We start from the raw sequence: 24306 nt of genomic DNA on the forward strand, positions 1-24306 counted from the left end.
CATGAGTGCCATTGAAGTTAAGCAATTGACCAAGCAGTTCAAAGGTCAGACGGTGCTGCATGGGATCGATCTGGCGGTGGACGCCGGCGAAGTGGTGGCGATCATCGGGCCGAGCGGTTCCGGGAAAACCACCTTGTTGCGCTGTATCAACCTGCTGGAGGAGCCGGATTCCGGCACCATCCGCGTCGGCGATATCCGGATCGACGGCAGCAAGCCGCTGAGCAAACAGAAAAATCAGGTACGCGCGCTGCGTCAGCAGGTCGGTTTCGTGTTCCAGAACTTCAACCTGTTTCCGCACCGTTCGGTGCTGGAAAACATCATTGAAGGGCCGGTTATCGTTAAAGGCGAGGCGAAAGCCAGCGCCGAACAGCGTGCTCGCGCGTTGCTGGCCAAAGTGGGCCTGAGCGGCAAAGAGGCGGCTTATCCGCGTCGGCTGTCCGGCGGGCAGCAGCAGCGGGTGGCTATCGCGCGCGCGCTGGCGATGCAGCCGGAGGTGATTTTGTTCGACGAGCCGACGTCGGCGCTCGATCCCGAGCTGGTGGGGGAAGTGCTCAATACCATGCGCTCACTGGCGGAAGAGAAACGCACCATGGTGATCGTCACCCATGAGATGAGCTTCGCTCGCGACGTGGCCGATCGGGTTATCTTTATGGATCACGGCCGCATCGTCGAACAGGGCCCGGCGAAAGCGCTGTTCGCCAATCCGCAGCATCAACGCACCCAGCAATTCCTCGACAAGTTCCGGAATCAATAAGGCGGCGGGGGCGTTTCCCCCGACCGCATTCACTCCGCTTTCAACCATTCGTTTCGCGCGGCGGCGGCGAGAAATCCGCTGCGGCTGCCGTATCCCGGATATTGCCGAACCCGAAAGTCAATGCGTCTCGTAGCGCGCTGACGCGGCCTTTCAAGCAGAGTAATCCGTCTATGTTGTTATCGTCCATGAGCGACGCCCACCCTGTAAGGATAACAAGACGCTAACGGCCGATCGGCCTGCGGACAATAAAAAACCCTGCACGAGTGCAGGGTTTGCCTAGCGGTAAGCCCATCAGGCTGCAACGCGTGCAGCCTTGAGGATGCGTTAACCGATGGTCATCAGGCTGGCGTTACCGCCGGCGGCGGCGGTGTTGACGCTCAGGGAACGTTCGATCAGCAGGCGTTCCAACAGGATGTTGGTTTCACCGTGGGCGAAGCCCTGCACCGAGACGATGGCGCCGCCGCGCTGGGCGATCTGCTCGCACAGGGTGCGCAGCTGGTCGGCATCGCCGTGGTAGATGGCGGCGTCGAACTCGACCTTGTCCTGCTGCCAGTCTTTGCTGAAGGCGATGCGCGCCTGCACATCGTTCGGCAAGCGGCGGAACAGATTGCGTTGCAGTTCCGCTTCCGGCCACAGCGCGCAGCTGCCAACCGCCAGCACGGCGGCCAGCTGGATCAGCGCGTCGGTTTCGTTATCCGCCAGGCACAGCACGCGTTCACGCGGCAGCAGGGCATAGGTGTTGCGCTCGCCGGTCGGGCCCGGCAGCGGACGTACGGTGCCGCCCTGGCCCAGTTCCGCATAACGTTGCGCCAATGCCGCCAGTTCGCCTTGTTGGCTGGTGACCGCCCACTTCTCCAGCGATTGCAGCGCGCCCAGCAGCTGCGGCCGCGCGGTGGCTTCCATCGGGCGCTCTTCGTCCTGGCGGTGCAGCGTACGTTGCACCGCGTCGTCCGGACGGTTGGCCAGCAGACGGTACAGGTACAGCGGGCCGCCGGCTTTCGGGCCGGTGCCCGACAGGCCTTCGCCGCCGAACGGCTGCACGCCGACCACTGCGCCGACCATGTTGCGGTTGACGTACAGGTTGCCGACCTTGGCGCGTTCGGTCACCCGGGCGATGGTTTCATCGATACGGGTGTGAATGCCCAGCGTCAGGCCATAACCGGCGGCGTTGATCTGATCGACCAGCGCGTCCAGATTGTTGCGCTGGAAGCGCACCACGTGCAGCACCGGGCCGAAGATCTCTTTCTGCAGCTCGTCGAAGCTGTCGAGCTCGATCAGCGTCGGCTTGATGAAGGTGCCGCGCGCCCACTCTTTCTCATCCTGCGCGCTGCCTTTGGCGGCCTGGTATACCTTGCGGCCTTTGGCGCGCATCGCCTGGATGTGGCGTTCGATGCCGGTTTTGGCTTCGGCGTCGATCACCGGGCCCACGTCGGTAGACAGGCGTTCCGGGTTGCCCATGCGGCATTCGGCCATCGCGCCGCGCAGCATTTGCAGCGTGTGCTCGGCCACGTCTTCCTGAATGCACAGGATACGCAGCGCGGAGCAACGCTGCCCGGCGCTGTCGAAGGCGGAGGCCACCACGTCGGTCACCACCTGTTCGGTCAGGGCGGAGGAGTCGACGATCATGGCGTTCAGGCCGCCGGTTTCGGCGATCAGCGGCGTCGGACGGCCTTGCGGATCCAGACGACCGGCGATGCTGCGCTGGAGAATGCCGGCGACGTCGGTGGAGCCGGTAAACATCACGCCGCGGACGCGGGCGTCGTTAACCAGCGTTGAGCCGACGGTTTCACCCTGGCCCGGCAGCAGCTGCAGCACGCCTTGCGGAATGCCGGCTTCCAGCAGGATACGCACCGCCTGCGCGGCCACCAGCGGCGTTTGCTCGGCCGGTTTGGCCAGCACGCTGTTGCCCGCCGCCAGCGCGGCGGCGATTTGGCCGGTGAAGATCGCCAGCGGGAAGTTCCACGGGCTGATACAGACCACCGGGCCCAGCGGGCGATGGCTGTCGTTGGCGAAATCGTCGCGTACCTGGCCGGCGTAGTAGTGCAGGAAATCGACCGCTTCACGCACTTCGGCGATGGCGTTGTTGAAGGTTTTACCCGCTTCGCGCACCAGAATGCCCAGCAGGCTTTGCAGCTGGCTTTCCATCAGCTCGGCGGCGCGTTCGAGGATCGCGGCGCGCTCCGTCGGCGGTGTGGCGAACCAGATTGGGCCGGCGGCCGCGGCGGCGTCGAGCGCGCGGCTGACTTCGCCTTCGGTGGCTTCACGCACGTAGCCGACCACATCGCCCGGTTCGGCCGGGTTGATCACCGGCTGTTCGACGCCCTGATCCAACTCGGCGTCGATGATCGGTTCCGCGCGCCATGGATGGCTGGCGCTGGTGAGCAGGGCGCTGGACAGCGAAGCCAGACGCTGTTCGTTGGACAGATCCAGACCGCTGGAGTTGGTGCGCTTCTCGCCGTACAGCTCGCGCGGCAGCGGGATGCGCGGATGCGGCAGGCCAATTTGACCTTCGCTGGCCGCCAGCGCTTCCACGGCGCTGACCGGATCGGCCACCAGCTCGTCGAGTGGCAGGGTGGCGTCGGCGATGCGGTTGACGAACGAGGTATTGGCGCCGTTTTCCAGCAGGCGGCGCACCAGGTAAGCCAGCAGCGTTTCATGGGTGCCGACCGGCGCGTAGATGCGGCAAGGGCGGTTCAGTTTGCCGTCGGCCACTTTGCCCACCACCTGTTCGTAGAGCGGTTCACCCATGCCGTGCAGGCACTGGAACTCATACTGACCAGGGTAGTAGTTGTTGCCGGCCAGGTGATAAATGGCGCTCAGCGTATGGGCGTTGTGGGTCGCGAACTGCGGGTAGATCAGGTTCGGCACCGACAGCAGCTTGCGGGCGCAGGCCAGATAGGAAACGTCGGTGTACACCTTGCGGGTGTATACCGGGTAGCCTTCCAGGCCGTCCATCTGGGCGCGTTTGATTTCGCTGTCCCAGTAGGCGCCTTTCACCAGACGTATCATCAGGCGACGGCGGCTGCGTTGCGCCATGTCGATCACTGCGTCGATGGCGAACGGACAGCGTTTCTGGTAGGCCTGAATCACGAAGCCGATGCCGTTCCAGCCGGCCAACTGCGGTTCGAAGCACAGCTTCTCGAGCAGATCGAGCGAGATCTCCAGACGGTCGGCCTCTTCGGCGTCGATATTGATGCCGATATCGTACTGGCGTGCCTGCAGGGTCAGCGACAGCAGGCGCGGGTAAAGCTCTTCCATCACGCGTTCGTACTGCGCGCGGCTGTAGCGCGGGTGCAGGGCGGACAGCTTGATGGAGATGCCGGGGCCTTCATAGATGCCGCGGCCGTTGGAGGCTTTGCCGATGGCGTGGATAGCCTGCTGATAGGAAACCAGGTAGGCCTGGGCGTCGGCTTCGGTCAGGGCGGCTTCCCCCAGCATGTCGTAGGAGTAGCGGAAGCCTTTTTCTTCCAGCTTGCGCGCGTTGGCCAGCGCCTCGGCGATGGTTTCGCCGGTCACGAACTGTTCGCCCATCAGGCGCATCGCCATGTCCACGCCTTTGCGGATCAGCGGCTCGCCGCTCTTGCTGATAATGCGGTTCAGCGAGCGGGACAGATTGGCTTCGTTATGGGTCGACACCAGCTTGCCGGTGAACAGCAGGCCCCAGGTGGCGGCGTTGACGAACAGCGACGGGCTGCGCCCCAGGTGCGAGTGCCAGTTGCCGTTGCTGATCTTGTCGCGGATCAGGGCATCGCGGGTCGGTTTGTCCGGAATGCGCAGCAGCGCTTCCGCCAGGCACATCAGCGCTACGCCTTCCTGCGAGGAGAGGGAGAACTCTTGCAGCAGGCCTTGCACCATGCCGGCGCGGCCGTTTGCACTTTTTTGGTTACGCAACTTCTCGGCGATGCCGTAGGCCATTTTGTGAGTAGCCTGTGCAAGATCGGCGGGTAATCGCGCCTGTTCGAGCAACATCGGCACCGCTTCGGTCTCCGGGCGGCGATACGCGGCGGTGATGGCGGCGCGGGTCACCGACTGCGGCAGAATTTGTTCGGCGAAATCGAGGAATGGCTGGTGTGACTCTTCCTGCGCTTGCGGCATAATGTCGTCCGCTTCAGGCTGGCCCGCTGCGGCCAGCGCTGGAATTTCAGGAATATCGGTACCGCTCTCGAGACGCTCGAGGTAATTAAAGATGGCCTGCTTGATGAGCCAGTGCGGCGTGCGATCGATGCGCTGCGCGGCGCTCTTGATCCGGTCGCGTGTTGCCTCGTCGAGTTTCACGCCCATTGTGGTAGTGCCCATGCCTGTCCAACTCCTGTGTTTAGAACCTATCCCATCAGGCTAGACAAACAGCAGGCCGGAAAGCCTGTTGGGATAGGTTCGTGAGATGTGTGGTGTCAAGAATGCAGACAATATCCTGCATGTTGCAACTTTGTGCAACCTTGTTAAATCAGGCGGATGAGCGAAGTGTGAGTTTCATCGATTTTTTAACACGGGCAGTTGGCACGAATGTTGCGTTATTGAGCGAACGCGGCGGGGTTAATGATGCCGCAGGCGCTTTACCTTGCGGTATATAAGGGTAATAGCAAGGTGCAACTCATTTTGCTTGTCGTGAGTGCAACCTTTGAGCCCGGTAAATGTGACGCAGGGTAAACTTTGTGTAACTTTGTTGTTAAATATCTTGTTGGTTGATGAAAGGCTCATCTAGGATAACCGACGGTCAACAATTACGGGCAGAAACTATTTTACCTGCACTTGCTCGCAGGCTGTGCCACGTTCCGGCGCGGCGGCCAGTGAAATGCATTGCGCGTGGGTTTACCGGCGCCGGCTTGGCCGGAGCGAAACGCGAATAATAATGAAAGTGGAGAATTAAATGACAATGAGCACACCTATGCTGGTGACCTTCCTGGTATACATTTTCGGGATGGTGCTGATCGGCCTGCTTGCCTACCGGGCAACCAATAACTTTGATGACTATATTCTCGGCGGCCGCAGTCTGGGCAGCGTGGTGACCGCGCTGTCCGCCGGCGCTTCCGACATGAGCGGCTGGCTGCTGATGGGCCTGCCGGGCGCCATCTTCCTCTCCGGCATCTCCGAAAGCTGGATCGCCATCGGCCTGACCATCGGCGCTTACCTGAACTGGAAGCTGGTGGCAGGAAGGCTGCGCGTGCATACCGAAGCCAACAACAATGCCCTGACGCTGCCGGATTATTTCACCAGCCGTTTTGAAGACAACAGCAAGCTGCTGCGGGTGATCTCGGCCATCGTCATCCTGGTGTTCTTCACCATTTACTGCGCCTCCGGCATCGTGGCCGGCGCGCGTCTGTTCGAAAGTACCTTCGGCATGAGCTACGAAACCGCCCTGTGGGCCGGCGCCGCGGCGACCATCCTGTATACCTTCATCGGCGGTTTCCTGGCGGTCAGCTGGACCGACACCGTGCAGGCCAGCCTGATGATTTTCGCGCTGATCCTGACCCCGGTGATCGTGATCTTCGCCGTCGGCGGCATCGATACCTCGATGCTGGTGATCCAGGCGCAGAACCCGGCCAACCTCGACATGCTGAAGGGGCTGAACTTCGTCGCCATCCTGTCGCTGCTGGGTTGGGGCCTGGGCTACTTCGGCCAGCCGCACATCCTGGCGCGTTTCATGGCGGCGGATTCTCACCGCACCATCCGCAGCGCGCGCCGCATCAGCATGACCTGGATGATCCTGTGCCTGGCCGGCACCATCGCCGTCGGTTTCTTCGGTATCGCTTACTTTGCCAATAACCCGGATCAGGCCGGCAACGTGTCGCAAAACGGCGAGCGCGTGTTCATCGAACTGGCGATGCTGCTGTTCAACCCATGGGTGGCGGGCGTGCTGCTGTCGGCGATTTTGGCGGCGGTTATGAGTACCCTGAGCTGCCAATTGCTGGTCTGTTCCAGCGCAATCACCGAAGACCTGTACAAAGCGTTCCTGCGCAAAGGCGCCAGCCAGCGTGAACTGGTGTGGGTCGGCCGCGTCATGGTGCTGGTGGTGGCGTTGGTCGCCATCGCGCTGGCGGCCAACCCGGAGAACCGCGTGCTGGGCCTGGTGAGCTACGCCTGGGCCGGTTTCGGCGCCGCCTTCGGCCCGGTAGTGCTGATCTCGGTGATGTGGTCGCGCATGACCCGCAACGGCGCGCTGGCCGGCATGTTGGTCGGCGCGGTGACGGTGATCGTCTGGAAACAGTACGAATGGCTGGGCCTGTACGAAATCATCCCGGGCTTCATCCTGGGCTGTCTGGCCATTGTGGTGGTGAGCCTGATGGGCCGCCAGCCGTCTTCCACCATGACCGAACGTTTCGATCAGGCGGAAGCCGAGTACAAAACGGTATAACGCCGTTCACTGTCAGTCAGCAAGGGGCGCTCAGAGCGCCCCTTCTTTTTGCCTGTTCGCCACTGTCATTCAGCTGTAACACCTGGCGACATTTGATTAGAAAAAATCACGCTTGCGCCTCTTGTATTTCTTTTTGGCAGAATGATAATCACTCTCGTTGTATTTTACGTTTCTTTACATACTCGCCGCGGCTCATTGCGAGCCGGTTTTCTCTGCCGCCGCGGTCTTTTCAGGGGTGATTAGTTATGTTCGTTCCCTTTCTTATCATGTTCCGTGAGGGGCTGGAGGCCGCGCTGATCGTCAGCCTGATCGCCAGCTACCTGAAGCGCACGCAGCGCAGCCAATGGCTGGGCGCGGTGTGGATCGGCGTGATTGTCGCGGCGGCGCTGTGTCTGGCGCTCGGCATCTTCATCAATGAGACCACCGGCGAGTTCCCGCAGAAACAGCAGGAGCTGTTCGAAGGCATCGTGGCGGTGGTGGCGGTGCTGATCCTCACCTATATGGTGTTCTGGATGCGCAAAGTCTCCAGGTCGGTCAAGGTACATCTGGAAGGGGCGATCGATCAGGCGCTCAGCGCCGGTAAAGGGCAGGGGTGGGCGCTGGTGGCGATGGTGTTCTTCGCCGTCGCTCGCGAAGGGTTGGAGTCGGTATTCTTCCTGCTGGCGGCGTTTCAGCAAGACGTGGGCGCCGCAGCGCCGATCGGTGCGGTGCTCGGCCTGGTCGCCGCCATTGTGCTGGGCATGATGATTTACTGGGGCGGGGTGAAGCTGCATCTGGCCAAATTCTTCAAATGGACCAGCCTGTTCATTCTGTTCGTCGCCGCCGGGCTGGCCGCCGGGGCGATCCGCGCCTTCCACGAAGCCGGTCTGTGGAACCACTTTCAGGACATCGCCTTCGATTTCAGCAGCACCCTGTCGACCCATTCGCTGTTCGGCACCCTGCTGGAAGGCATCCTCGGTTATCAGGAAGCGCCGACGGTCAGCGAAGTGGCGGTCTACTTCCTGTATTTGATCCCGGCGCTGATTTTCTTCTTTCTGCCGCAGCGCGCGGAGCCGGCAGCGGCCCCGGCGCAACGTAAAATCAATCATTAATGTTTAATAGGGAATCTCGTATGTCTACTCCGTTATTTCGCCGCAAGGCGTTGCACGCAGCATTACTGGCTATCCCGGCGTTTGCGCTGAGCATCGACGCCTTGGCGGCGGACGTGCCGCAGGTCAAGGTCACGGTCAACGACAAGCAGTGCGAACCGATGCAGCTGACGGTGCCGGCCGGCAAAACGCAGTTTGTGGTGCACAACACCAGCCAGAAAAACGTCGAATGGGAAATCCTGAAAGGGGTGATGGTGGTGGAAGAGCGTGAGAACATCGCGCCGGGCTTTACCCAGAAAATGACCGCCACGCTGGAGGCGGGCGAATATGACATGACCTGCGGGCTGCTCAGCAACCCGAAAGGCAAACTGACTGTCACCGCAGCGGCCAACGGCGCCACCGACGGCAAGCCGAACGCGCTGGACCTGGTCGGCCCGATTGCCGAATACAAGGTTTACGTCACCAAAGAAGTCGATGGGTTGGTGAAACAGACCAAGCTGTTTACCGACGCGGTGAAGGCCGGCAACGTGGAACAAGCGCGCAAGCTGTATGCGCCGACCCGCCAGCACTATGAGCGCATCGAGCCGATCGCCGAGCTGTTCTCCGATCTGGACGGCAGCATCGACGCCCGCGAAGACGACTACGAGAAGAAATCGGCGGATCCGAACTTCACCGGTTTCCACCGTCTGGAGAAGGCGCTGTTTGCCGACAACTCCACCAAAGACATGGGTAAATATGCCGATCGCCTGTACCACGATACCGTAGAGCTGCAAAAGCGCGTGAGTGAACTGACCTTCCCGCCGAGCAAAGTGGTGGGCGGCGCCGCCGGGCTGATCGAAGAGGTGGCGGCAAGCAAGATCAGCGGTGAAGAAGATCGCTACAGCCGCACCGATTTGTGGGATTTCCAGGCCAACGTCGACGGCGCGCAGAAGATAGTCAATCTGCTGCGTCCTTTGCTGGTCAAGGCCAATAAGCCGCTGCTGGACAAGATCGACGCCAACTTCAAAACCGTGGACACCATCTTGGCGAAGTACCAAACCAAAGACGGCTATGAGTCCTATGAGAAGCTGACCGATGCCGATCGCAATGCGTTGAAAGGGCCGATCACCACGTTGGCGGAAGATCTTTCCCAACTGCGCGGCGTATTGGGTCTGGACTGAGGCATACGGTTATGAGCAACAAGGCAGACCCGAATAACGGGCCGCATCCGCACTCTCAGGGAGCGGCGTCGCCTTCGCGGCGCCGTTTGCTGCAAGGGCTGGGGCTGGGCGCGCTGGCGTTGGGCGGCAGCCGCCTGGCGCAGGCGGCGGGTAACGCGGCGGAGCCGTTGGCGACGCCGCAGGATGAGCGCTGGCAGAAACAGCCGTTTTATGGCCGCCATCAGGCCGGCGTGCTGACGCCGCAACAGGCGGCGATGATGCTGGTGGCGTTCGATGTGCTGGCGACCAGCAAAGCGGATCTGGAGCGCCTGTTCCGGCTGCTGACCGATCGCATCGCCTTCCTGACCCACGGCGGCAAGGCGCCGGAGGTGGACGCCAAGCTGCCGCCGCTCGATTCCGGCATCATGGGGCCGGAGATTTACCCGGACAACCTGACCATCACCGTCTCGGTTGGCGCATCGCTGTTCGACGAACGTTTTGGTCTACAGGCGCACAAACCGCTGCGGTTGCAGAAGATGACGCGCTTCCCCAACGATGCGTTGGACGCCGCGCTTTGCCACGGCGACCTGCTGCTGCAGATCTGCGCCAACACCAACGAAACCGCTCTCCACGCGCTGCGCGACATCATTAAGCATTCGCCGGATCTGCTCAGCGTGCGCTGGAAGCGGGAAGGGTTTATCTCCGCGCACGCGGCGCGCAGCAAAGGCAAAGAGACGCCGATCAACCTGTTGGGGTTCAAAGACGGCACCGCTAACCCGAAAACCGACGACAAGCCGCTGATGGATAAAGTGGTGTGGGTCGGCGACAGCGTCGGTGAACCGGCGTGGACGGCGGGCGGCAGCTATCAGGCGGCGCGTATTATTCGTTTCCGCGTCGAGTTTTGGGATCGCACGCCGCTGCAGGAGCAGGAAACCATTTTCGGCCGCGAGAAGCACAGCGGCGCGCCGCTGGGCATGAAGCATGAACATGACGAGCCGAATTACGCGAACGATCCCGACGGCAAGGTGATCCCGATGGACGCGCACATTCGCTTGGCTAACCCACGCACGCCGGAAAGCCAAAGCAATCTGATGCTGCGACGCGGCTACAGCTATTCACTGGGGGTATCCAATGCCGGCCAGCTGGAAATGGGGCTGCTGTTCGTCTGCTATCAGGCCGATCTGGAGAAAGGTTTCCTGACGGTGCAAAAAAGGCTGAACGGCGAAGCGCTGGAGGAATACATCAAGCCGATTGGCGGCGGGTATTTCTTCGTGCTGCCGGGCGTGAAAGAACGCGGCGATTATTTGGCCAGCGGCCTGCTCAAGGCCTGAACCCGCAATGACGAGGCGGGCTCGCCTGCCTCGTTTTACGTTGACTTGCCTATTGTGCGGGACATTAAGCGACGGAGTTCAATTCAATCCGTCGCCTGCGGATTAAAAAATCTGAAGGGCACGCCGACTTTGGGTTGTGCAAATTTTAATCAAGAAACCAAAGTGTCATTCGCGGTTTTTAATTGTAATTCGTTGAAATTTATATGTTAAAAATTTTTATGGAATGACGTGTCGCGCGTGATATAGTGTTTTAGCGATAACTAAAAACCAAACATATAAAATTTTTTTACATTTTAGTAACGCGACAGGATTGAATGTCATTATACTGTAATCATCTGGCGGTAGTTTTCACACGGTGCACAGCTTGAAGCTGTAAATATCACTGCGGGGATCGCTAATGGTAAAGTCCTTGGTTGGGCTGGAAAGAAAAAATAACACATCCCCCCTGATTTCTCGTTGTAACGAGGGTTCTCTCTCCGACTCTCTTTTACCGGCAACTCCGCACTCTTATCGCTACCGAATCTCACCACTTTTTACTCCACATTTATTGATGCAGTCCGCGTTGTCCCGTGAAGCAACGGCGCTTAAGCGTTGCCGTCAATTCACATTGTCCCTTGGCTCTTATTGGCTCGGAGGAGGCCAAAACCTAATACGTGTGTGAAACATAATCGCGCGGCCTGGCCGTTGCGGTAGGTGAAACAAACTGTAAGGTGCCACTATGGGTAGACAGAAAGCAGTGATCAAAGCACGTCGTGAAGCGAAACGCGTTATTCGTCGTGACGCTCGTAGTCATCGCCAGCTGGAAGAAGAGTCTGTGACCTCGCTGGTGCAAATGGGGGGAGTCGAGTCTATCGGCATGGCGCGAGACAAGCGCGATAGCTCACCCATCGAGGCTAGAACCGAAGCTCAGGGTCATTACTTATCAGCCATAGAGAATAAGCAGCTGATCTTCGCCACCGGCGAAGCCGGCTGTGGCAAAACATTCATCAGCGCCGCCAAGGCGGCGGAGGCGCTGATCCATAAAGAGGTGGATCGGATTATCGTTACCCGTCCTGTTTTGCAGGCGGATGAAGACCTCGGTTTCTTGCCGGGGGATATCTCCGAGAAGTTCGCCCCTTATTTCCGCCCGGTGTATGACATTCTGGTACGTCGTTTAGGATCTTCCTTTATGCAGTACTGCCTGCGCCCGGAAATCGGCAAGGTAGAGATTGCGCCGTTCGCTTATATGCGCGGACGCACCTTCGAAAATGCGGTCGTTATCCTGGATGAAGCCCAGAACGTGACCGCCAGCCAGATGAAAATGTTCCTGACCCGCCTGGGGGAAAACGTGACGGTTATCGTTAACGGCGACGTGACCCAGTGCGACCTGCCGCGCGGCGTGAAATCCGGTCTCAGCGATGCCCTGGAGCGCTTCGAAGAGGACGAGATGATCGGCGTTATCCGCTTTGAAAAACAGGACTGCGTGCGCTCCGCTTTGTGCCAGCGCACGCTCAACGCTTACAGTTAACCTATCCGCTAATGGAAAGGCCGCTTCGGCGGCCTTTTTTATCGCCCCCCCATTTCACCTCTCGTTTAACCTTTGTGTAAATTATTGTGGTTTTCTGTATAGATTTTCGTTGAGTTAGCGTTAATGATTAATGGGTTCCAGATTGGCGCGCAGTTTGCCTGCGCCGCCAAAAGGACATTTTCTGGGGTGTGCGCCGCGCGGCGCATTGAGTGTGGGTTCCTTGCTGCGATTCAAACATGAAATACATCATTCTGCTTTTGCTTATTTTATGCGTCGTCTACGTGCATTACCGCGGGCGGGTGCGCTACAACGTGTGGCGTCAGCTGTCTGATCATTCCACCTTTACCGCACCGCTGAACGTCTTCATGTATCTGTTTTCCCGTGTGCCGACTACGCCGTACCTGAAGCCGGAGCAGTTCCCTGAGCTGGCGGTACTGCGGGAGAACTGGGAAACCATCCGCGACGAAGGACAGAAGCTGATGGAGATCCAGCAGATCAAAGCGTCCGATCAATTCAACGATGCCGGTTTCAACTCGTTCTTCAAGACCGGTTGGAAGCGCTTTTATCTGAAATGGTATGAAGACAGCCATCCTTCCGCCATGACCCTGTGTCCGCAGACCACGGAACTGCTGCGCAGCCTGCCTTCGGTCAAGGCGGCGATGTTCGCCGAACTGCCGGACGGCAGCCGTTTGCCGCGCCACCGCGATCCTTACGCCGGTTCGCTGCGTTATCACCTGGGGTTGATTACCCCCAACGATGACCGCTGCTTCATTGAGGTGGACGGTGAGCGCTACAGCTGGCGCGACGGTGAAGGGGTGATGTTCGATGAAACCTATCTGCACTACGCGGAAAACCAGAGCGGGCAGAATCGTCTGATCCTGTTCTGCGACATCGAACGGCCGATGCGCTACCGCTGGGCGCAGGCGGTGAATCACTGGCTGGGGCGCAACCTGATGAGCGCCGCCACGGCGCCGAATGAAGAGGGCGATCGCACCGGCGGCGTCAACAAGATGTTCAAATATATCTATGCGATACGCCGGGTGGGGAAACGCCTGAAGGCCTGGAACCGCACCGGTTATTACATCATCAAGTGGATTTTGTTCGGGGGGATCGCCGCGGCGATATTCTTCTCGGTATAACGAAGGCAGGGGCGCACAGAGTGCGCCCCTTTTTGATCAGGCGAAGATAGTCATCATGTAGGCGGCGAACAGCGCCAGGTGGGCGGTGCCGTTCAGCACGTTGGTGCGGCCGGTCGAGAACGACAGCTGGCACAGCAGCAACACCGTCAACATCACCACGATATGCGGCGTTTGCAGGCCGAAGATCAGCGTCTGCCCGGTCAGAGTAGCGATGATGGTCACCGCCGGCACCGTCAGGGAGATGGTCGCCAGCACCGAACCGAAGAACAGGTTCATGGCGCGTTGCACCTGATTGTTCAACACGGCGCGCAGCGCGCCCAGGCCTTCCGGCGACAGGATCAACAGCGCCACCAGGAAACCGGTGAACTGCGCCGGTGCATTCATCTTGGTCAGCAGGCCTTCCAGCGGATTGGCGTTGAACTTGGTGACGGCGATAACCGCGATCAGGTGCACGATGAGCCAGGCGGCGTGCCAGGCGCTGCTGTGGGAAGAGGGCTTGCCGTGGTGCGGGTCGCCATCGTCGTCTTCATGCTCGTACACGAACAGGCTCTGGTGGGTTTTGGTCTGGATCACCAGGAACACGCCATACATGGCGGCGGAGATCAACGCCACCAGCAGCGCTTGCCCGGTGCTGAAGTTACCGCCTGGCAGCGCGCTCGGGAACACCAGCACGATCACCGCCAGCGGGAAAATCGCCATCAGATACTGTTTGATGCCGCCCAGGTTGACGTACTGGGTGGCGAACTTGCGCCCGCCGAGCAGCAGCGCAAAGCCGACCAGGCCGGCGGAAACGATCATGATGATGGAGTACAGCGTGTCGCGCATCAGCGCCGGCGCGGCGTCGCCGGTGGCCATCAGCGCGGAAATCAGGCTGACTTCGAGGATCACGACGGACAAACTGAGGATCAGCGAGCCGTAGGGTTCGCCCAATCGGTGAGCCAGCACGTCGGCGTGGCGCACCACGCTGAAGGCGCTGCTGAGGATCCCCACCAGCGCGAGAATATTGATGCCGACGATCAGCGGAAAGTTATCGGTGCTGCCCCATAGATTTAACACCACCAGCGCGGCGATAGGGAAGATCAGCGAGTATTCGGTGTGGCGAGATTTGGTGGATCGGCCAGGATCGTGTTGCGACTTCATGAGGGTGGCACTCCTTCTCAAACAGCGTAGCCCGTCAGCGCCGGTCGCCGTGATACGGCAACGTTGCGTTTCCAGTAGGTATTTTATATTAGGATACACCCGCGGCGCCGGTGTGATGTTGTTTTATCTGAGAAAGCAATTGCTTGCTTATGTGATCAGAGTAACAAAAAAACCGCACGGGGTGCGGTTTTATTTACTTACTTTTACGCAATAACGCCAATTTTTAGCGTTAGATTTGAGAAAAGTCGTGTTTACTTGTTTAGCTCGTGGTTAATCAAGGAAAATGAGACCGTCAGTCGTCAATGTTGTCCATGATTTCATGCCGTTTATTGTGGTAACCCTCTTCATTTAGCCCCTCACGCCAGTAAGGCACGGCATAAAGACGATTACGATCGCATTGACGTTCGCGACGCAGGTAGCGGCGCAGCTCTACCACCAGGCGATCTTCACCGGCGAGCCAGAAGTGGCTTTCGCCCTGCGGCAGGGACTGTGCGCGGAACCGAGCGACCAACTCGTCGGTCTTCTCCGTGCCGCCGACGACCCAATTGACCTCAACGTCGGCGGGTTTCTTCAGGTCAATGACGTCAGCGTTGCTGTCGACGCGGACGAAAGCGCGTCCGGCACTGTGTGGCGGCAGGTTTTCCAGCAGTGCGGCCAGCGCAGGCAGTGAGGAAGGATCGCCCGCCAGGCAGTAGAAGTCGGCGGCCGGCAGCATCGGCTTGGGGCCGCCCGGGTTGCTGATGCCGATTTTATCACCGGCTTTCGCCTGGCGTGCAAAGTCCACCGCCGGGCCCTGATGATCATGAATGGCGAACTCGATGTCCACTTCCGCCAGTTCCGGGCGCACGGCGCGGATGGAATAGGTGCGCACGATCGGGCGCACGGCGTCCGCAGCCCAACGCGGGCCGTTTTCGGTCAGCGTCGGCAGGTCCGGCTGCGTCTGGCCGGCGAGCGGCAAAAAGACTTTGATGTGTGCAGCGGCGGCATTGGCCGGGTAGTAACGCAGATCGGGAGCGGTAAAGGTAATGCGGCGCAGGTGCGGCGTCATGTCCTGTACGCGGCTGACGGCGATCAGGTAGGGGGCGCGTGAGCGAGGGGCTTCGGTAGTCACGGGATTCTCCTTATAGTTCGTTTGGCGGTGAGTATAACATGTCGTTTGATAATGAGAATTGTTTGCTAATTGAGACGAAACCGCATGTGGGCTAGGCTTAAGGTTCACTCATCCTGAAAGGGGAGGCCATATGCCCTACCACAGCACGAACGACTTGCCGGACAACGTTAAGCATGTGCTGCCGGAACATGCGCAGGCGATCTATAAAGAAGCGTTCAACAGCGCCTGGCAACAATACCGGGATCCCGATGAGCGGCGCGGTGACGACAGCCGGGAAGAGACGGCGCATAAGGTGGCCTGGGCGGCGGTCAAGCAAAGCTATCGCAAGGGCGACGACGAACGCTGGCATAAAAAGTAACGAATTATCACGCAGTAAAATCGCGCAGACATTATGTGGAGCCCGGCAATTAATATTATTGCTGCTCAGTACAAATACTTTTTCACTTTAACGCCGCTTTGTAACTTGATTGCACGTCAGGAAAAGAATAAGGTCATTCTTATAAGGCGCGGTGATTGAATTAATAAAAATCCGCAGCCGAAAATAAAACATCAAAGGTTCAGCAGTGGCGAGGGAAGGCGAGAAATCGTATTCCCGGGAGGTAATATCAGTGTTAACGCGAGATTTTCTGCAAAAAGCGGATTGCAAAACTGCATTCGGCGCTATTGAGGAGTCGTTGTTGCTGACGCCTGAACAGCGTGCAGCCTCGTTGGATTGCACCTTATCGCGCCGGCCGGATCACAGCCCCGTATGGATATTCGGTTACGGTTCGCTGATGTGGAATCCAGTTTTCGAATCGGAAGAAGTGCGGCCGGCCACGCTGCAGGGCTGGCACCGGGCGTTCTGCATGCGCTTGACCGCCGGGCGCGGCACGCTGCATCAGCCGGGGCGCATGCTGGCGTTAAAAGCCGGCGGCCACACCACGGGCCTGGCGTTTCGTTTGCCGGAAAGCAAGTTGCGTGAAGAGTTGGAGCTGCTTTGGAAGCGCGAAATGGTGACCGATTGCTACGTGCCCACCTGGTGCGAGCTGCAGTTGGATGGCGGCGAGAAGGTTACTGCGTTGGTGTTCGTGATGAACCCGCAGCATCCGCTGTTTGAAGAAGACACCAGCTACCAGGTGATTGCGCCATTGATCGCCAGCGCCAGCGGCCCGCTGGGCACCAACGCGCAATATCTGTTTGCGCTGGATAACGAGTTGAAGCACCACGGCATGCAGGATGATTGCATCGGCGATCTGGTGCGCTGTGTACAGCAGTGGCTGCAGCAGAACCGCACCGGCGGCATCGGCAGCGAGGCCACCGCCTGAGGCTGCTGCGGGAATACGAACGGTGAGGGGCTCAGCATGCTGAGCCCTTTTTTTATATCTAATGCCTATATTTAATAACTTTAATTTGCGCAGCGATTGAAGGCATGTTTTTATTGTGGTTATCTATCCCGTTATTTTTAAAGTCATTAGCTGTTTTTTGTCAGTTTCCCACCCCACCTGCGAAGCAGAATGATCGACTTAGTATTAAATTGCATAAGTAAAGGTTATTTCTTATTTGTTCAGACTCGTCGGACTCCGTATCAATATGGCTAACGCTACTGGAAGAAACAGGGAGACGGGGATGAACTTTCAACAATTAAAAATTATTCGTGAATCGGCGCGCTGCAACTACAACCTGACTGAGGTCGCCAATACGTTATTTACCTCGCAGTCCGGCGTCAGTCGGCATATTCGCGAGCTGGAAGAAGAGCTGGGCATTGAAATATTCATTCGCCGCGGCAAACGGCTGCTGGGCATGACCGAACCCGGCAAAGAGCTGCTGGTGGTGGCGGAGCGCATTCTCAACGACGCCAACAACATCCGTCGCCTGGCGGACGTTTTCAGCAGCAACGACTCGGGGCAACTGCATATCGCAACGACGCACACTCAGGCGCGTTACAGTCTGCCGGGGGTGATCAAAGAGTTTCGCGCGCTTTATCCGCGGGTGCGGGTGGTGCTCAATCAGGGCAGCCCTGAGGAGATCGTCTCGATGTTGGCCGCCGGAGAAGCCGATATCGGCATCGCCAGCGAACGGCTGATGAGTGACGAATCGCTGGCGGCGTTCCCTTACTACCGCTGGCATCACACCATCCTGGTGCCGGAAGGGCATGAGTTGACGCGTCAGCCGCAGGTGACGCTGGAGATGCTCAGCACCTTGCCGCTGATCACTTACCGCCAGGGCATTACCGGGCGCGCGAAGCTGGATGCGGCGTTCAAAGCGGCGGGCCTGACCCCGGACATCGCGCTAAGCGCGCAGGACTCCGACGTGATTAAAACCTACGTCGAGCTGGGGTTAGGCGTGGGCGTGCTGGCGGACATGTCGTATGAAAAAGAGCGCGATCGCGGGTTGGTCAGTCTCAACGCCGAGCATTTGTTTGAGCCTAATACGGTATGGCTGGGCCTGAAACGCAGCCAGCTGCAGCGCAACTATGCCTGGCGCTTTATCCAACTGTGCAACCCGACGCTGTCGCTGACCGAAATAAAAGACAAGGTCTTCTCGTCGCAGCTGGACGCGGTGATTGATTACCAGATTTAACAACGCGTCATTGCCCTGCCGGACCGGATTGCTTGCGGGCTAATGCGGGATCAGTCGTCGGTACGTTCGATCAGATGACGTTTACTTTTTCTGAACGGGCCGATGGCTTCCCATTCCGGGAGTTCTTCGGGGGGGCGAGGGTTGGCCATCTCCCAGCGATGGTACTGACGTAGAATCTCTATGGCGATGCGTTTTTGCTCTTGAATGGAGAGCGTCGGGTCGGTCAGATCCTTATTTTTCATTTTTGCTTCCTTTTTGCGCGTTATTTGTACGCACCTTATCACATTTGGCACCGTATTTTTCCAGCGATTGTATGTACTTTTTCAGTGCGTTGAAGCTGGTTTTACATGTCATGGTACCGGGTATCACTTCAAAGGCGGCCTGACGGGTATACAGCGCCAACACGCGGTGATTAATGGCGTGGCTGATCAGCATGTCCGGCGGAGACGCCGGCGTCAGCCCCTGCTCTTGCAGGTTCAGGCCATACAGATACAGAGCCTGCAAGCAGTTGCGCAGCATATTGCCTTTCAGTGGATGTTGCGTTTCGCGCAAGGAGAAATTCTCCAGCGCGACAAGTTCGATAACGTTCTCGGCCTGGAGATAACGGCACAGACAAAAGCCTGCACGGCTCAGCGGGCTGGTTATTCGCCGGTAGACAAAAGCGAAACTTATGGGCATTTGGGCATGATATTTAAAGAGAGAGCGCCAATTTAACGTATGGCCGTTTTTTCTGCCTTTTTGCCAGCGCCGGTCTTGTACCGTCAGACGAGTCATAAAGAGATCCGACTCAAGCAGCACGCTGTTCATATCTGCCAATGTTTGCTCTATCGCTCTCTCATGCCGGAGTGAGAAGCCATTTTCTGATGGATGGTTTTCCATTTGCCCGTCCTTTGGGTGACCGAGCTCACGTTAATCACCCGATGAAACAGACTCAAACCTCGACTTTCATCGCTGCGAATCGCGCCGCAAAGACAATGGGCAATTGCTGCGAGGTGCCGCGAGAGTGCGATCGGCCGCGCAATCCTCGCTCTAATAATCAAAACCCCATCTATATACATAAAAAGAATATCTATAGTGATTTAAGTACCTTCAGCTGCCGATCGCGCTCGCATACACTCGCGAAATTATTATAAATTCCATCCGCTTGGAGAGTTTCAGATGAAAGCGCTCGTTCCTTCTTTGCTGTTTTTGGCCGTGGCGGCCAGCGTTGACGTACAGGCGGCGACGCCGGCCAACACGTTGGTGATCGCGCAGTCTATCGATGACGTGGTCAGCTTTGACCCGGCTCAGGGATTTGAGTTAACCACGGTGCAGTCGTTCAACAGCCTGTATCAACGTCTGATCCAGTCCGATCCGCACAATCCCGTCGATCTCAAACCGACCCTGGCCAGCCGTTGGCAGGCCGGCGCCGATAACCGCAGCCTGACCTTCAGCCTGCGCCCGGACGCCAAATTCGCCAGCGGCAACCCGCTGCGGCCGGAGGACGTGATCTTTTCGCTTTCACGGGTGGTGAAACTCAATCTCGAACCGTCGTTTATCCTGACGCAGCTGGGCTGGAACGCGAAGAACGTGGATCAACACCTGACCAAGGTGGATGACCATACGGTAAAAATCAGCTGGGATGAAAACGTCAGCCCTGCCTTCGTGCTCAGCCTGCTGTCGGCGCCGGTATCCTCGATCGTCGACGCCAAAGAGGCGCTGGCGCACCAGCAGGGCGACGATCTGGGGCACCAATGGTTGAACAGCCACTCCGCCGGCAGCGGCCCTTACAAAATCCGCACCTATGTGCCGCACGAAGTGGTTGTGTTGGACGCGAACCCCGGCTCGCCGGAAGGGGCGCCGACGTTGAAAACCATCCTGATCAAAAACGTGCCCGATCCGGCCGCGCGCCGTTTGCTGATTGAGCAGGGCGATGCCGACATCGCCCGCAACCTGGGGGCGGACCAGATGGCGGCCCTGAAGGGCAAGCCGGGCGTCAAACCGTTGGCCATTCCTTACGCCTCGCTTTATTTCCTGCAGTTCAACGCCAAGGCGTCGCCGGCGCTCGGCAACCCGGCGTTTTGGGAGGCGGCGCGCTGGCTGTTCGATTACCAAGGCATCGCCGACGATCTGCTGAAAGGGCAGTTCCAGAGCCATCAGGCATTCCTGCCGGACGGTTATCTGGGGGCGCTCAAGGAGCAGCCATACAGCTTCAATCCGCAGAAAGCCAAAGAAATACTGGCCAAAGCGGGGCTGAGCAACGTCAGTTTCCGTCTGGACGTCAACAACCAGCCGCCGTACCTGGATATCGCTCAGGCGCTGCAGGCCAGTTTTGCTCAGGGCGGCGTGAAGGTCGAACTGGTGCCGGGCATCAGCTCGCAGGTCTCCACCAAGGTGAAAGCGCTTAACTACGATGCGACGTTGACCTCCTGGGGGCCGGATTACTTCGACCCCAACACCAACGCGGCCGCCTTTGCCTACAACCCGGAGGACGGCAGCAAGACGCTGGCCTGGCGAGCCAACTGGCAGATCCCGGCGCTGAGCAAGTTGACGCTGGCCGCCACTGCGGAAAACGACACTGCCAAACGGGTGGCTGACTATCAGCAACTGCAGAAACAGGTGCAGCAAAGTTCGCCGTTTGTCATCGGCCTGCAGGCGCGCAGCCTGATCGCGGTGCGTGACAACCTCAAGGGCTATGTGCAGGGCATCAACCCTGACATGGTGTTCTACAGCAAGGTCAGCAAGTAATGGCCGCTGAACTCTCCGCCTCCGCCGGGCTAGCCCGGCGGTATTGGCGCTGGGGCGGGCGGCTGCTCGGCGGCGCGCTGTCGCTGGCGTTAACGCTGCTCGGCCTGCTGCTGTTCACCTTTATGCTGTCGCACCTGGCGCCGATCGATCCGGCGCTGCAGGTGGCGGGCGATCACGCCAGCGAAGCCACCTATGCGCAGGTGCGTCATGACCTGGGGCTGGATCAGCCGCTGCCGGTGCAATTTTGGCGCTATCTGGTGCACCTGGCGCACGGCGATCTGGGCATTTCGCGCATTACCGCCCAGCCGGTGCTGAGCGATCTGTTGCGTACCTTCCCGGCAACGGTGGAACTGGCCACCTGCGCCATTATTCTCGGTGCTCTCGGCGGCATTACGCTGGCGTTTCTGGCGGTGCTCAAACCGGGGAGCTGGCTGGATAATGCGGCGCGGTTGCTGTCGCTGGTGGGTTATTCGGTGCCGATTTTCTGGTTGAGCCTGCTGGGGCTGCTGCTGTTCTACGCCACGCTGCACTGGTCGGCGGGGCCGGGGCGCCTGGATGACATTTACTTGTACAGCATGGAGCCGCGTACGGGTTTCGTGTTGATTGACAGCTGGCTGTCCGGCGATCGCGAGATGTTCTACAACGCCATCAGCCACCTGTGGCTGCCGGTCGTGGCGCTGGCGCTGCTGTCGATGGCGGGCATCACCCGGCTGCTGCGCGCGGCGATGCTGGAAGAGTGCAATAAGGAATACGTGACGCTGGCGCGTTCCAAAGGCGCCGGCCGCCTGCGCATTCTGCTGCGCCACGTGTTTCCCAACGTGCTGGGGACGTTGATCACCGTACTGTCTCTCTCCTATGCCAGCCTGCTGGAGGGCGCGGTATTGACCGAAACGGTGTTCGCCTGGCCCGGCGTCGGGCGCTATCTGACCTCGGCGCTGTTTGCCGCCGACACCCCGGCGATCCTCGGCGCCACGCTGCTGATCGGCACCTGTTTCGTGCTGTTGAATACCCTGGCCGATGCCTTGACCTATCTAGTGGATCCGCGAACCCGATGAGCCAATATCTCTCTGAACACGAACCGCAAAGCGAGCCGGCCGTCGGCTATCGCACCGGTCAGCGGCTGACCACGCTGACGCTCGGCGCAGCGCTGGTGGCGATCCTGATCGTCACCGCACTGCTGGCCCCGTGGCTGGCGCCTTTCGATCCCAATTTGCAGCATATCGAGCTGCGGCTGCTGCCGCCTTCCGCCACGCATTGGTTGGGCACCGACGGTTTCGGCCGCGACTTGCTCTCCCGCGTGATTTACGGCGCGCGGCCGACGCTGATTCTGGTGTCGCTGATTCTGGTGCTGACCATTCCTATCGGTCTGCTGGTGGGCATCTGCGCCGGTTATCTCGGCGGCTGGGCAGAACGCATCTTGATGCGTCTGACCGATATTTTCCTGTCGTTGCCGAGCCTGGTGATCGCGCTGGCGTTCGTGGCGGTGATGGGGCCGGGGCTGATGAACGGCGCGCTGGCGCTGGCACTGACCAGCTGGCCGGCCTTTGCCCGCCAGGCGCGGGCCGAAACGCTGGCGCTGCGCCGCAGCGATTATCTGGCGGCGGCGCGCATGCAGGGCATCAACGAGCTGCGGCTGATGGTCGGCCACATTTTACCTTTATGCCTGCCCAGCGCGGTGGTGCGCGCGGCGCTGAGCCTGGGCGGCATAATCCTGTCCGCCGCCGGTCTGGGGTTCCTCGGCATGGGCGTCGCGCCGCCGACCGCCGAATGGGGCTCGATGGTGGCCGAAGGCAGTAAAGTGATTTTCGATCAATGGTGGGTCGCCGCCGCACCGGGCGGGGCGATCCTGTTCGCCAGCCTGGCCTTTAACCTGCTGGGCGATGGCCTGCGCGATAAAATGGATCCTCGTCATGGGCACTGATAACACCTTATTGACCGTTGAACGTTTGGCGATCGGCGTGCCGGGGCCGCAGCCGGCGGCGCTGGTGAAGAATATTTCGTTCAGCATGGGGCGGGAGCGGCTGGCGCTGGTCGGTGAGTCCGGCTCCGGCAAATCGTTGACCGCGCGTGCGCTGATGGGGCTATTGCCGCCGCCGTTGCAGCTGCGGGCGCAGCGCCTGACGCTGGGCGACGAAGACTTGACGCGCCTGAGCGAGCGCCAGTGGAGCCGACTGCGCGGCGACCGGGTGGCGATGGTGATGCAAGATCCCAAGCATGCGTTGAATCCCAATCAGCCGATTGGCCGTCAGGTGGAGGAGCCGCTGGTGTTGCATGCCAAGCTGAGCCGCGCCGAGCGGCGTGAAAAAGTGCTGGAGATGCTGGCGGCGGTGGGCTTGCCCGATCCGGTGGCGCTGTGTCGCCGCTATCCGCATCAGCTCTCCGGCGGGATGGGGCAGCGGGTGATGCTGGCCATCGCCCTGATCAACGATCCGCAGCTGCTGATTGCCGACGAACCCACATCGGCGCTGGATCACCAGATGCGCGATCAGGTGCTGCAGCTGATAGAAAATCTGGTGGCGCAACGTAATATGGGGCTGATCCTGATCAGCCACGATCTGCAGCAGGTGGCGCACCACTGCGAGCGGGTACTGGTGATGTACAAAGGCGAGCTGTTGGATCAGCTGCCGGCAGCAGAGCTGGCGCAGGCCACGCACCCTTATACTCGCACGCTGTGGGCGTGTCGGCCGAGCCGCGAGACGCGCGGCAAGCCGCTGCCGGTGCTGGATCGCGCGCTGCTGGAGGCATTGAAATGAGCGTGATTGCACTGGAGAACCTCAGCGTCAGCCATCGCCAGGGTTATGAACAGCGCACCGTGGTGCACGACGTTAACCTGCGTATCGAACCGGGCGAGTGCTTCGGCCTGGTGGGGCCTTCCGGCTGCGGCAAGTCCTCGCTGCTGTGGGTATTGGCCGGGCTGAACGACAGCTGGCGCGGCGGTTTTGAACTGCTCGGGCGGCGGCTGCAGCCGGGGCAGGCGTTCACCGGCGAACTGCGGCGTGAAGTGCAGATGGTGTTTCAGGATCCTTATGCTTCGCTTCACCCCAAGCACCGGCTGTTGCGCACGTTGTCGGAACCGCTCAACCTGCTGCAGGAAAGCGACATCGAACGCAAAATCAGCGCGGGCTTTCGCCAGGTAGGATTGGATCCGCGCCTGCTGGATCGCTATCCGCATCAGCTGTCGGGCGGCCAACGGCAGCGCGTGGCGATCGTGCGCGCCTTGCTGTTGCGGCCGAAGCTGCTGCTGCTGGATGAGCCGACCTCGGCATTGGACATGTCGGTGCAGGCGGAGATCCTCAACTTGCTCAACGAGCTGAAACAGGCGGGCGATCTGACTCTGGTGCTGGTCAGTCACGATGCGGATGTGATCGACCATATGTGCGATCGCGCGGTGGCGATGGCGCACGGCCGTCTCCTTGCCTGAGCCAATGCCCGTCAATGCGGCGGGCATATCCATCTTGG

At 59.6% G+C, this 24306-nt stretch carries 20 protein-coding genes and 1 pseudogene; 15 read left to right on the forward strand and 6 right to left on the reverse strand.

Translation table 11 applies throughout. From position 1 onward, the window contains the following. The first annotated feature begins 1 nt into the window (after position 1). The gene (tcyN, locus tag ACJ8J1_RS04940) at positions 2-754 is read left to right on the forward strand and encodes an L-cystine ABC transporter ATP-binding protein TcyN (RefSeq protein WP_033643496.1); all 753 of its coding nucleotides are present in this window, start codon (positions 2-4) and stop codon (positions 752-754) included. Between the two features lie 29 nt (positions 755-783). Here the strand turns inward: tcyN and ACJ8J1_RS04945 are convergent. Together ACJ8J1_RS04945 and putA are read right to left on the reverse strand one after the other, a co-directional pair. Further along, a pseudogene (locus tag ACJ8J1_RS04945) lies at positions 784-891 on the reverse strand (type II toxin-antitoxin system HicB family antitoxin); the annotation flags it as partial. A gap of 187 nt (positions 892-1078) precedes the next feature. Next, on the reverse strand, positions 1079-5050 hold the full coding sequence (putA, locus tag ACJ8J1_RS04950) for a trifunctional transcriptional regulator/proline dehydrogenase/L-glutamate gamma-semialdehyde dehydrogenase (protein ID WP_033643495.1): 3972 nt from the start codon (positions 5048-5050) through the stop codon (positions 1079-1081). A gap of 571 nt (positions 5051-5621) precedes the next feature. Here putA and putP point away from each other — a divergent pair. The 6 genes from putP (at position 5622) to lpxO (ending at position 13310) form a co-directional block, all read left to right on the forward strand. Beyond that, complete coding sequence (gene putP, locus ACJ8J1_RS04955) at positions 5622-7106, forward strand: sodium/proline symporter PutP (RefSeq protein WP_033643494.1); 1485 nt, start codon at positions 5622-5624, stop codon at positions 7104-7106. Positions 7107-7351: 245 nt separating this feature from the next. After that, positions 7352-8197, forward strand: a complete 846-nt coding sequence (gene efeU, locus ACJ8J1_RS04960; RefSeq protein ID WP_033643493.1) for an iron uptake transporter permease EfeU — start codon at positions 7352-7354, stop codon at positions 8195-8197. Between the two features lie 20 nt (positions 8198-8217). Continuing rightward, positions 8218-9354, forward strand: coding sequence for an iron uptake system protein EfeO (gene efeO, locus ACJ8J1_RS04965; RefSeq protein ID WP_033643491.1), 1137 nt, complete (start codon positions 8218-8220; stop codon positions 9352-9354). Positions 9355-9365: 11 nt separating this feature from the next. Beyond that, positions 9366-10664, forward strand: a complete 1299-nt coding sequence (efeB, locus tag ACJ8J1_RS04970) for an iron uptake transporter deferrochelatase/peroxidase subunit (RefSeq protein WP_033643490.1) — start codon at positions 9366-9368, stop codon at positions 10662-10664. Between the two features lie 718 nt (positions 10665-11382). Next, positions 11383-12171 carry a phosphate starvation-inducible protein PhoH gene (phoH, locus tag ACJ8J1_RS04975; protein ID WP_015378226.1) on the forward strand — a complete coding sequence of 263 codons (789 nt, stop codon included), beginning with the start codon at positions 11383-11385 and terminating at the stop codon, positions 12169-12171. Between the two features lie 236 nt (positions 12172-12407). After that, on the forward strand, positions 12408-13310 hold the full coding sequence (gene lpxO / locus ACJ8J1_RS04980) for a lipid A hydroxylase LpxO (protein ID WP_015378219.1): 903 nt from the start codon (positions 12408-12410) through the stop codon (positions 13308-13310). A 36-nt stretch (positions 13311-13346) separates the two neighbouring features. Here the strand turns inward: lpxO and chaA are convergent, their stop codons facing one another. After that, a complete protein-coding gene (chaA, locus tag ACJ8J1_RS04985) occupies positions 13347-14450 on the reverse strand; it encodes a sodium-potassium/proton antiporter ChaA (RefSeq protein WP_025303229.1) in 1104 nt (367 codons plus the stop codon). 292 nt (positions 14451-14742) lie between these two features. Beyond that, positions 14743-15561, reverse strand: a complete 819-nt coding sequence (locus ACJ8J1_RS04990; protein ID WP_033643460.1) for a siderophore-interacting protein — start codon at positions 15559-15561, stop codon at positions 14743-14745. 130 nt (positions 15562-15691) lie between these two features. Here ACJ8J1_RS04990 and chaB point away from each other — a divergent pair, with 130 nt between their 5' ends. The 3 genes from chaB (at position 15692) to cbl (ending at position 18120) form a co-directional block, all read left to right on the forward strand. Next, the gene (gene chaB, locus ACJ8J1_RS04995) at positions 15692-15919 is read left to right on the forward strand and encodes a putative cation transport regulator ChaB (protein ID WP_033643458.1); all 228 of its coding nucleotides are present in this window, start codon (positions 15692-15694) and stop codon (positions 15917-15919) included. Between the two features lie 250 nt (positions 15920-16169). Beyond that, a complete protein-coding gene (locus tag ACJ8J1_RS05000; RefSeq protein ID WP_033643457.1) occupies positions 16170-16865 on the forward strand; it encodes a gamma-glutamylcyclotransferase in 696 nt (231 codons plus the stop codon). Between the two features lie 301 nt (positions 16866-17166). Further along, positions 17167-18120, forward strand: coding sequence for an HTH-type transcriptional regulator Cbl (gene cbl, locus ACJ8J1_RS05005; protein WP_033634950.1), 954 nt, complete (start codon positions 17167-17169; stop codon positions 18118-18120). 50 nt (positions 18121-18170) lie between these two features. Here the strand turns inward: cbl and ACJ8J1_RS05010 are convergent, their stop codons facing one another. After that, positions 18171-18362 (reverse strand): hypothetical protein, encoded by a 192-nt coding sequence (locus ACJ8J1_RS05010; protein ID WP_033643456.1) that lies wholly within the window; start codon positions 18360-18362, stop codon positions 18171-18173. Further along, complete coding sequence (locus ACJ8J1_RS05015) at positions 18352-18999, reverse strand: hypothetical protein (protein WP_033643455.1); 648 nt, start codon at positions 18997-18999, stop codon at positions 18352-18354. The genes ACJ8J1_RS05010 and ACJ8J1_RS05015 overlap by 11 nt, the downstream gene beginning before the upstream one ends. A 279-nt stretch (positions 19000-19278) precedes the next feature. Between ACJ8J1_RS05015 and ACJ8J1_RS05020 the strand changes: the two genes are divergently transcribed. From ACJ8J1_RS05020 to ACJ8J1_RS05040, 5 genes are read left to right on the forward strand one after another with little or no spacing between them, the layout of a single operon-like run. Next, complete coding sequence (locus ACJ8J1_RS05020) at positions 19279-20847, forward strand: ABC transporter substrate-binding protein (RefSeq protein WP_033643454.1); 1569 nt, start codon at positions 19279-19281, stop codon at positions 20845-20847. Next, positions 20847-21902, forward strand: a complete 1056-nt coding sequence (locus ACJ8J1_RS05025; protein ID WP_033643453.1) for an ABC transporter permease — start codon at positions 20847-20849, stop codon at positions 21900-21902. The genes ACJ8J1_RS05020 and ACJ8J1_RS05025 overlap by 1 nt, the downstream gene beginning before the upstream one ends. After that, on the forward strand, positions 21899-22768 hold the full coding sequence (locus ACJ8J1_RS05030; protein ID WP_033643452.1) for an ABC transporter permease: 870 nt from the start codon (positions 21899-21901) through the stop codon (positions 22766-22768). Before ACJ8J1_RS05025 ends, ACJ8J1_RS05030 begins: the two co-directional genes overlap by 4 nt. Then, positions 22758-23600, forward strand: a complete 843-nt coding sequence (locus ACJ8J1_RS05035) for an ABC transporter ATP-binding protein (protein WP_033643451.1) — start codon at positions 22758-22760, stop codon at positions 23598-23600. The genes ACJ8J1_RS05030 and ACJ8J1_RS05035 overlap by 11 nt, the downstream gene beginning before the upstream one ends. Beyond that, entirely contained in the window at positions 23597-24268 is a 672-nt protein-coding gene (locus ACJ8J1_RS05040) for an ABC transporter ATP-binding protein (RefSeq protein ID WP_033643450.1), read from the forward strand. Before ACJ8J1_RS05035 ends, ACJ8J1_RS05040 begins: the two co-directional genes overlap by 4 nt. The last annotated feature ends 38 nt before the right edge of the window (positions 24269-24306 follow it).

It is taken from the genome of Serratia sp. CY37869 (genome assembly GCF_052168895.1).
Classification (GTDB): domain Bacteria; phylum Pseudomonadota; class Gammaproteobacteria; order Enterobacterales; family Enterobacteriaceae; genus Serratia; species Serratia ureilytica.

What these genes read in the sequence shown, in the direction of transcription:
- tcyN (WP_033643496.1), top strand. Translation starts at nt 2, where the DNA reads ATGAGTGCCATTGAAGTTAAGCAATTGACCAAGCAGTTCAAAGGTCAG.
- putA (WP_033643495.1), bottom strand. Translation starts at nt 5,050, where the DNA reads ATGGGCACTACCACAATGGGCGTGAAACTCGACGAGGCAACACGCGAC.
- putP (WP_033643494.1), top strand. Translation starts at nt 5,622, where the DNA reads ATGACAATGAGCACACCTATGCTGGTGACCTTCCTGGTATACATTTTC.
- efeU (WP_033643493.1), top strand. Translation starts at nt 7,352, where the DNA reads ATGTTCGTTCCCTTTCTTATCATGTTCCGTGAGGGGCTGGAGGCCGCG.
- efeO (WP_033643491.1), top strand. Translation starts at nt 8,218, where the DNA reads ATGTCTACTCCGTTATTTCGCCGCAAGGCGTTGCACGCAGCATTACTG.
- efeB (WP_033643490.1), top strand. Translation starts at nt 9,366, where the DNA reads ATGAGCAACAAGGCAGACCCGAATAACGGGCCGCATCCGCACTCTCAG.
- phoH (WP_015378226.1), top strand. Translation starts at nt 11,383, where the DNA reads ATGGGTAGACAGAAAGCAGTGATCAAAGCACGTCGTGAAGCGAAACGC.
- lpxO (WP_015378219.1), top strand. Translation starts at nt 12,408, where the DNA reads ATGAAATACATCATTCTGCTTTTGCTTATTTTATGCGTCGTCTACGTG.
- chaA (WP_025303229.1), bottom strand. Translation starts at nt 14,450, where the DNA reads ATGAAGTCGCAACACGATCCTGGCCGATCCACCAAATCTCGCCACACC.
- chaB (WP_033643458.1), top strand. Translation starts at nt 15,692, where the DNA reads ATGCCCTACCACAGCACGAACGACTTGCCGGACAACGTTAAGCATGTG.
- cbl (WP_033634950.1), top strand. Translation starts at nt 17,167, where the DNA reads ATGAACTTTCAACAATTAAAAATTATTCGTGAATCGGCGCGCTGCAAC.
- ACJ8J1_RS05010 (WP_033643456.1), bottom strand. Translation starts at nt 18,362, where the DNA reads ATGAAAAATAAGGATCTGACCGACCCGACGCTCTCCATTCAAGAGCAA.
- ACJ8J1_RS05015 (WP_033643455.1), bottom strand. Translation starts at nt 18,999, where the DNA reads ATGGAAAACCATCCATCAGAAAATGGCTTCTCACTCCGGCATGAGAGA.
- ACJ8J1_RS05020 (WP_033643454.1), top strand. Translation starts at nt 19,279, where the DNA reads ATGAAAGCGCTCGTTCCTTCTTTGCTGTTTTTGGCCGTGGCGGCCAGC.
- ACJ8J1_RS05025 (WP_033643453.1), top strand. Translation starts at nt 20,847, where the DNA reads ATGGCCGCTGAACTCTCCGCCTCCGCCGGGCTAGCCCGGCGGTATTGG.
- ACJ8J1_RS05030 (WP_033643452.1), top strand. Translation starts at nt 21,899, where the DNA reads ATGAGCCAATATCTCTCTGAACACGAACCGCAAAGCGAGCCGGCCGTC.
- ACJ8J1_RS05035 (WP_033643451.1), top strand. Translation starts at nt 22,758, where the DNA reads ATGGGCACTGATAACACCTTATTGACCGTTGAACGTTTGGCGATCGGC.
- ACJ8J1_RS05040 (WP_033643450.1), top strand. Translation starts at nt 23,597, where the DNA reads ATGAGCGTGATTGCACTGGAGAACCTCAGCGTCAGCCATCGCCAGGGT.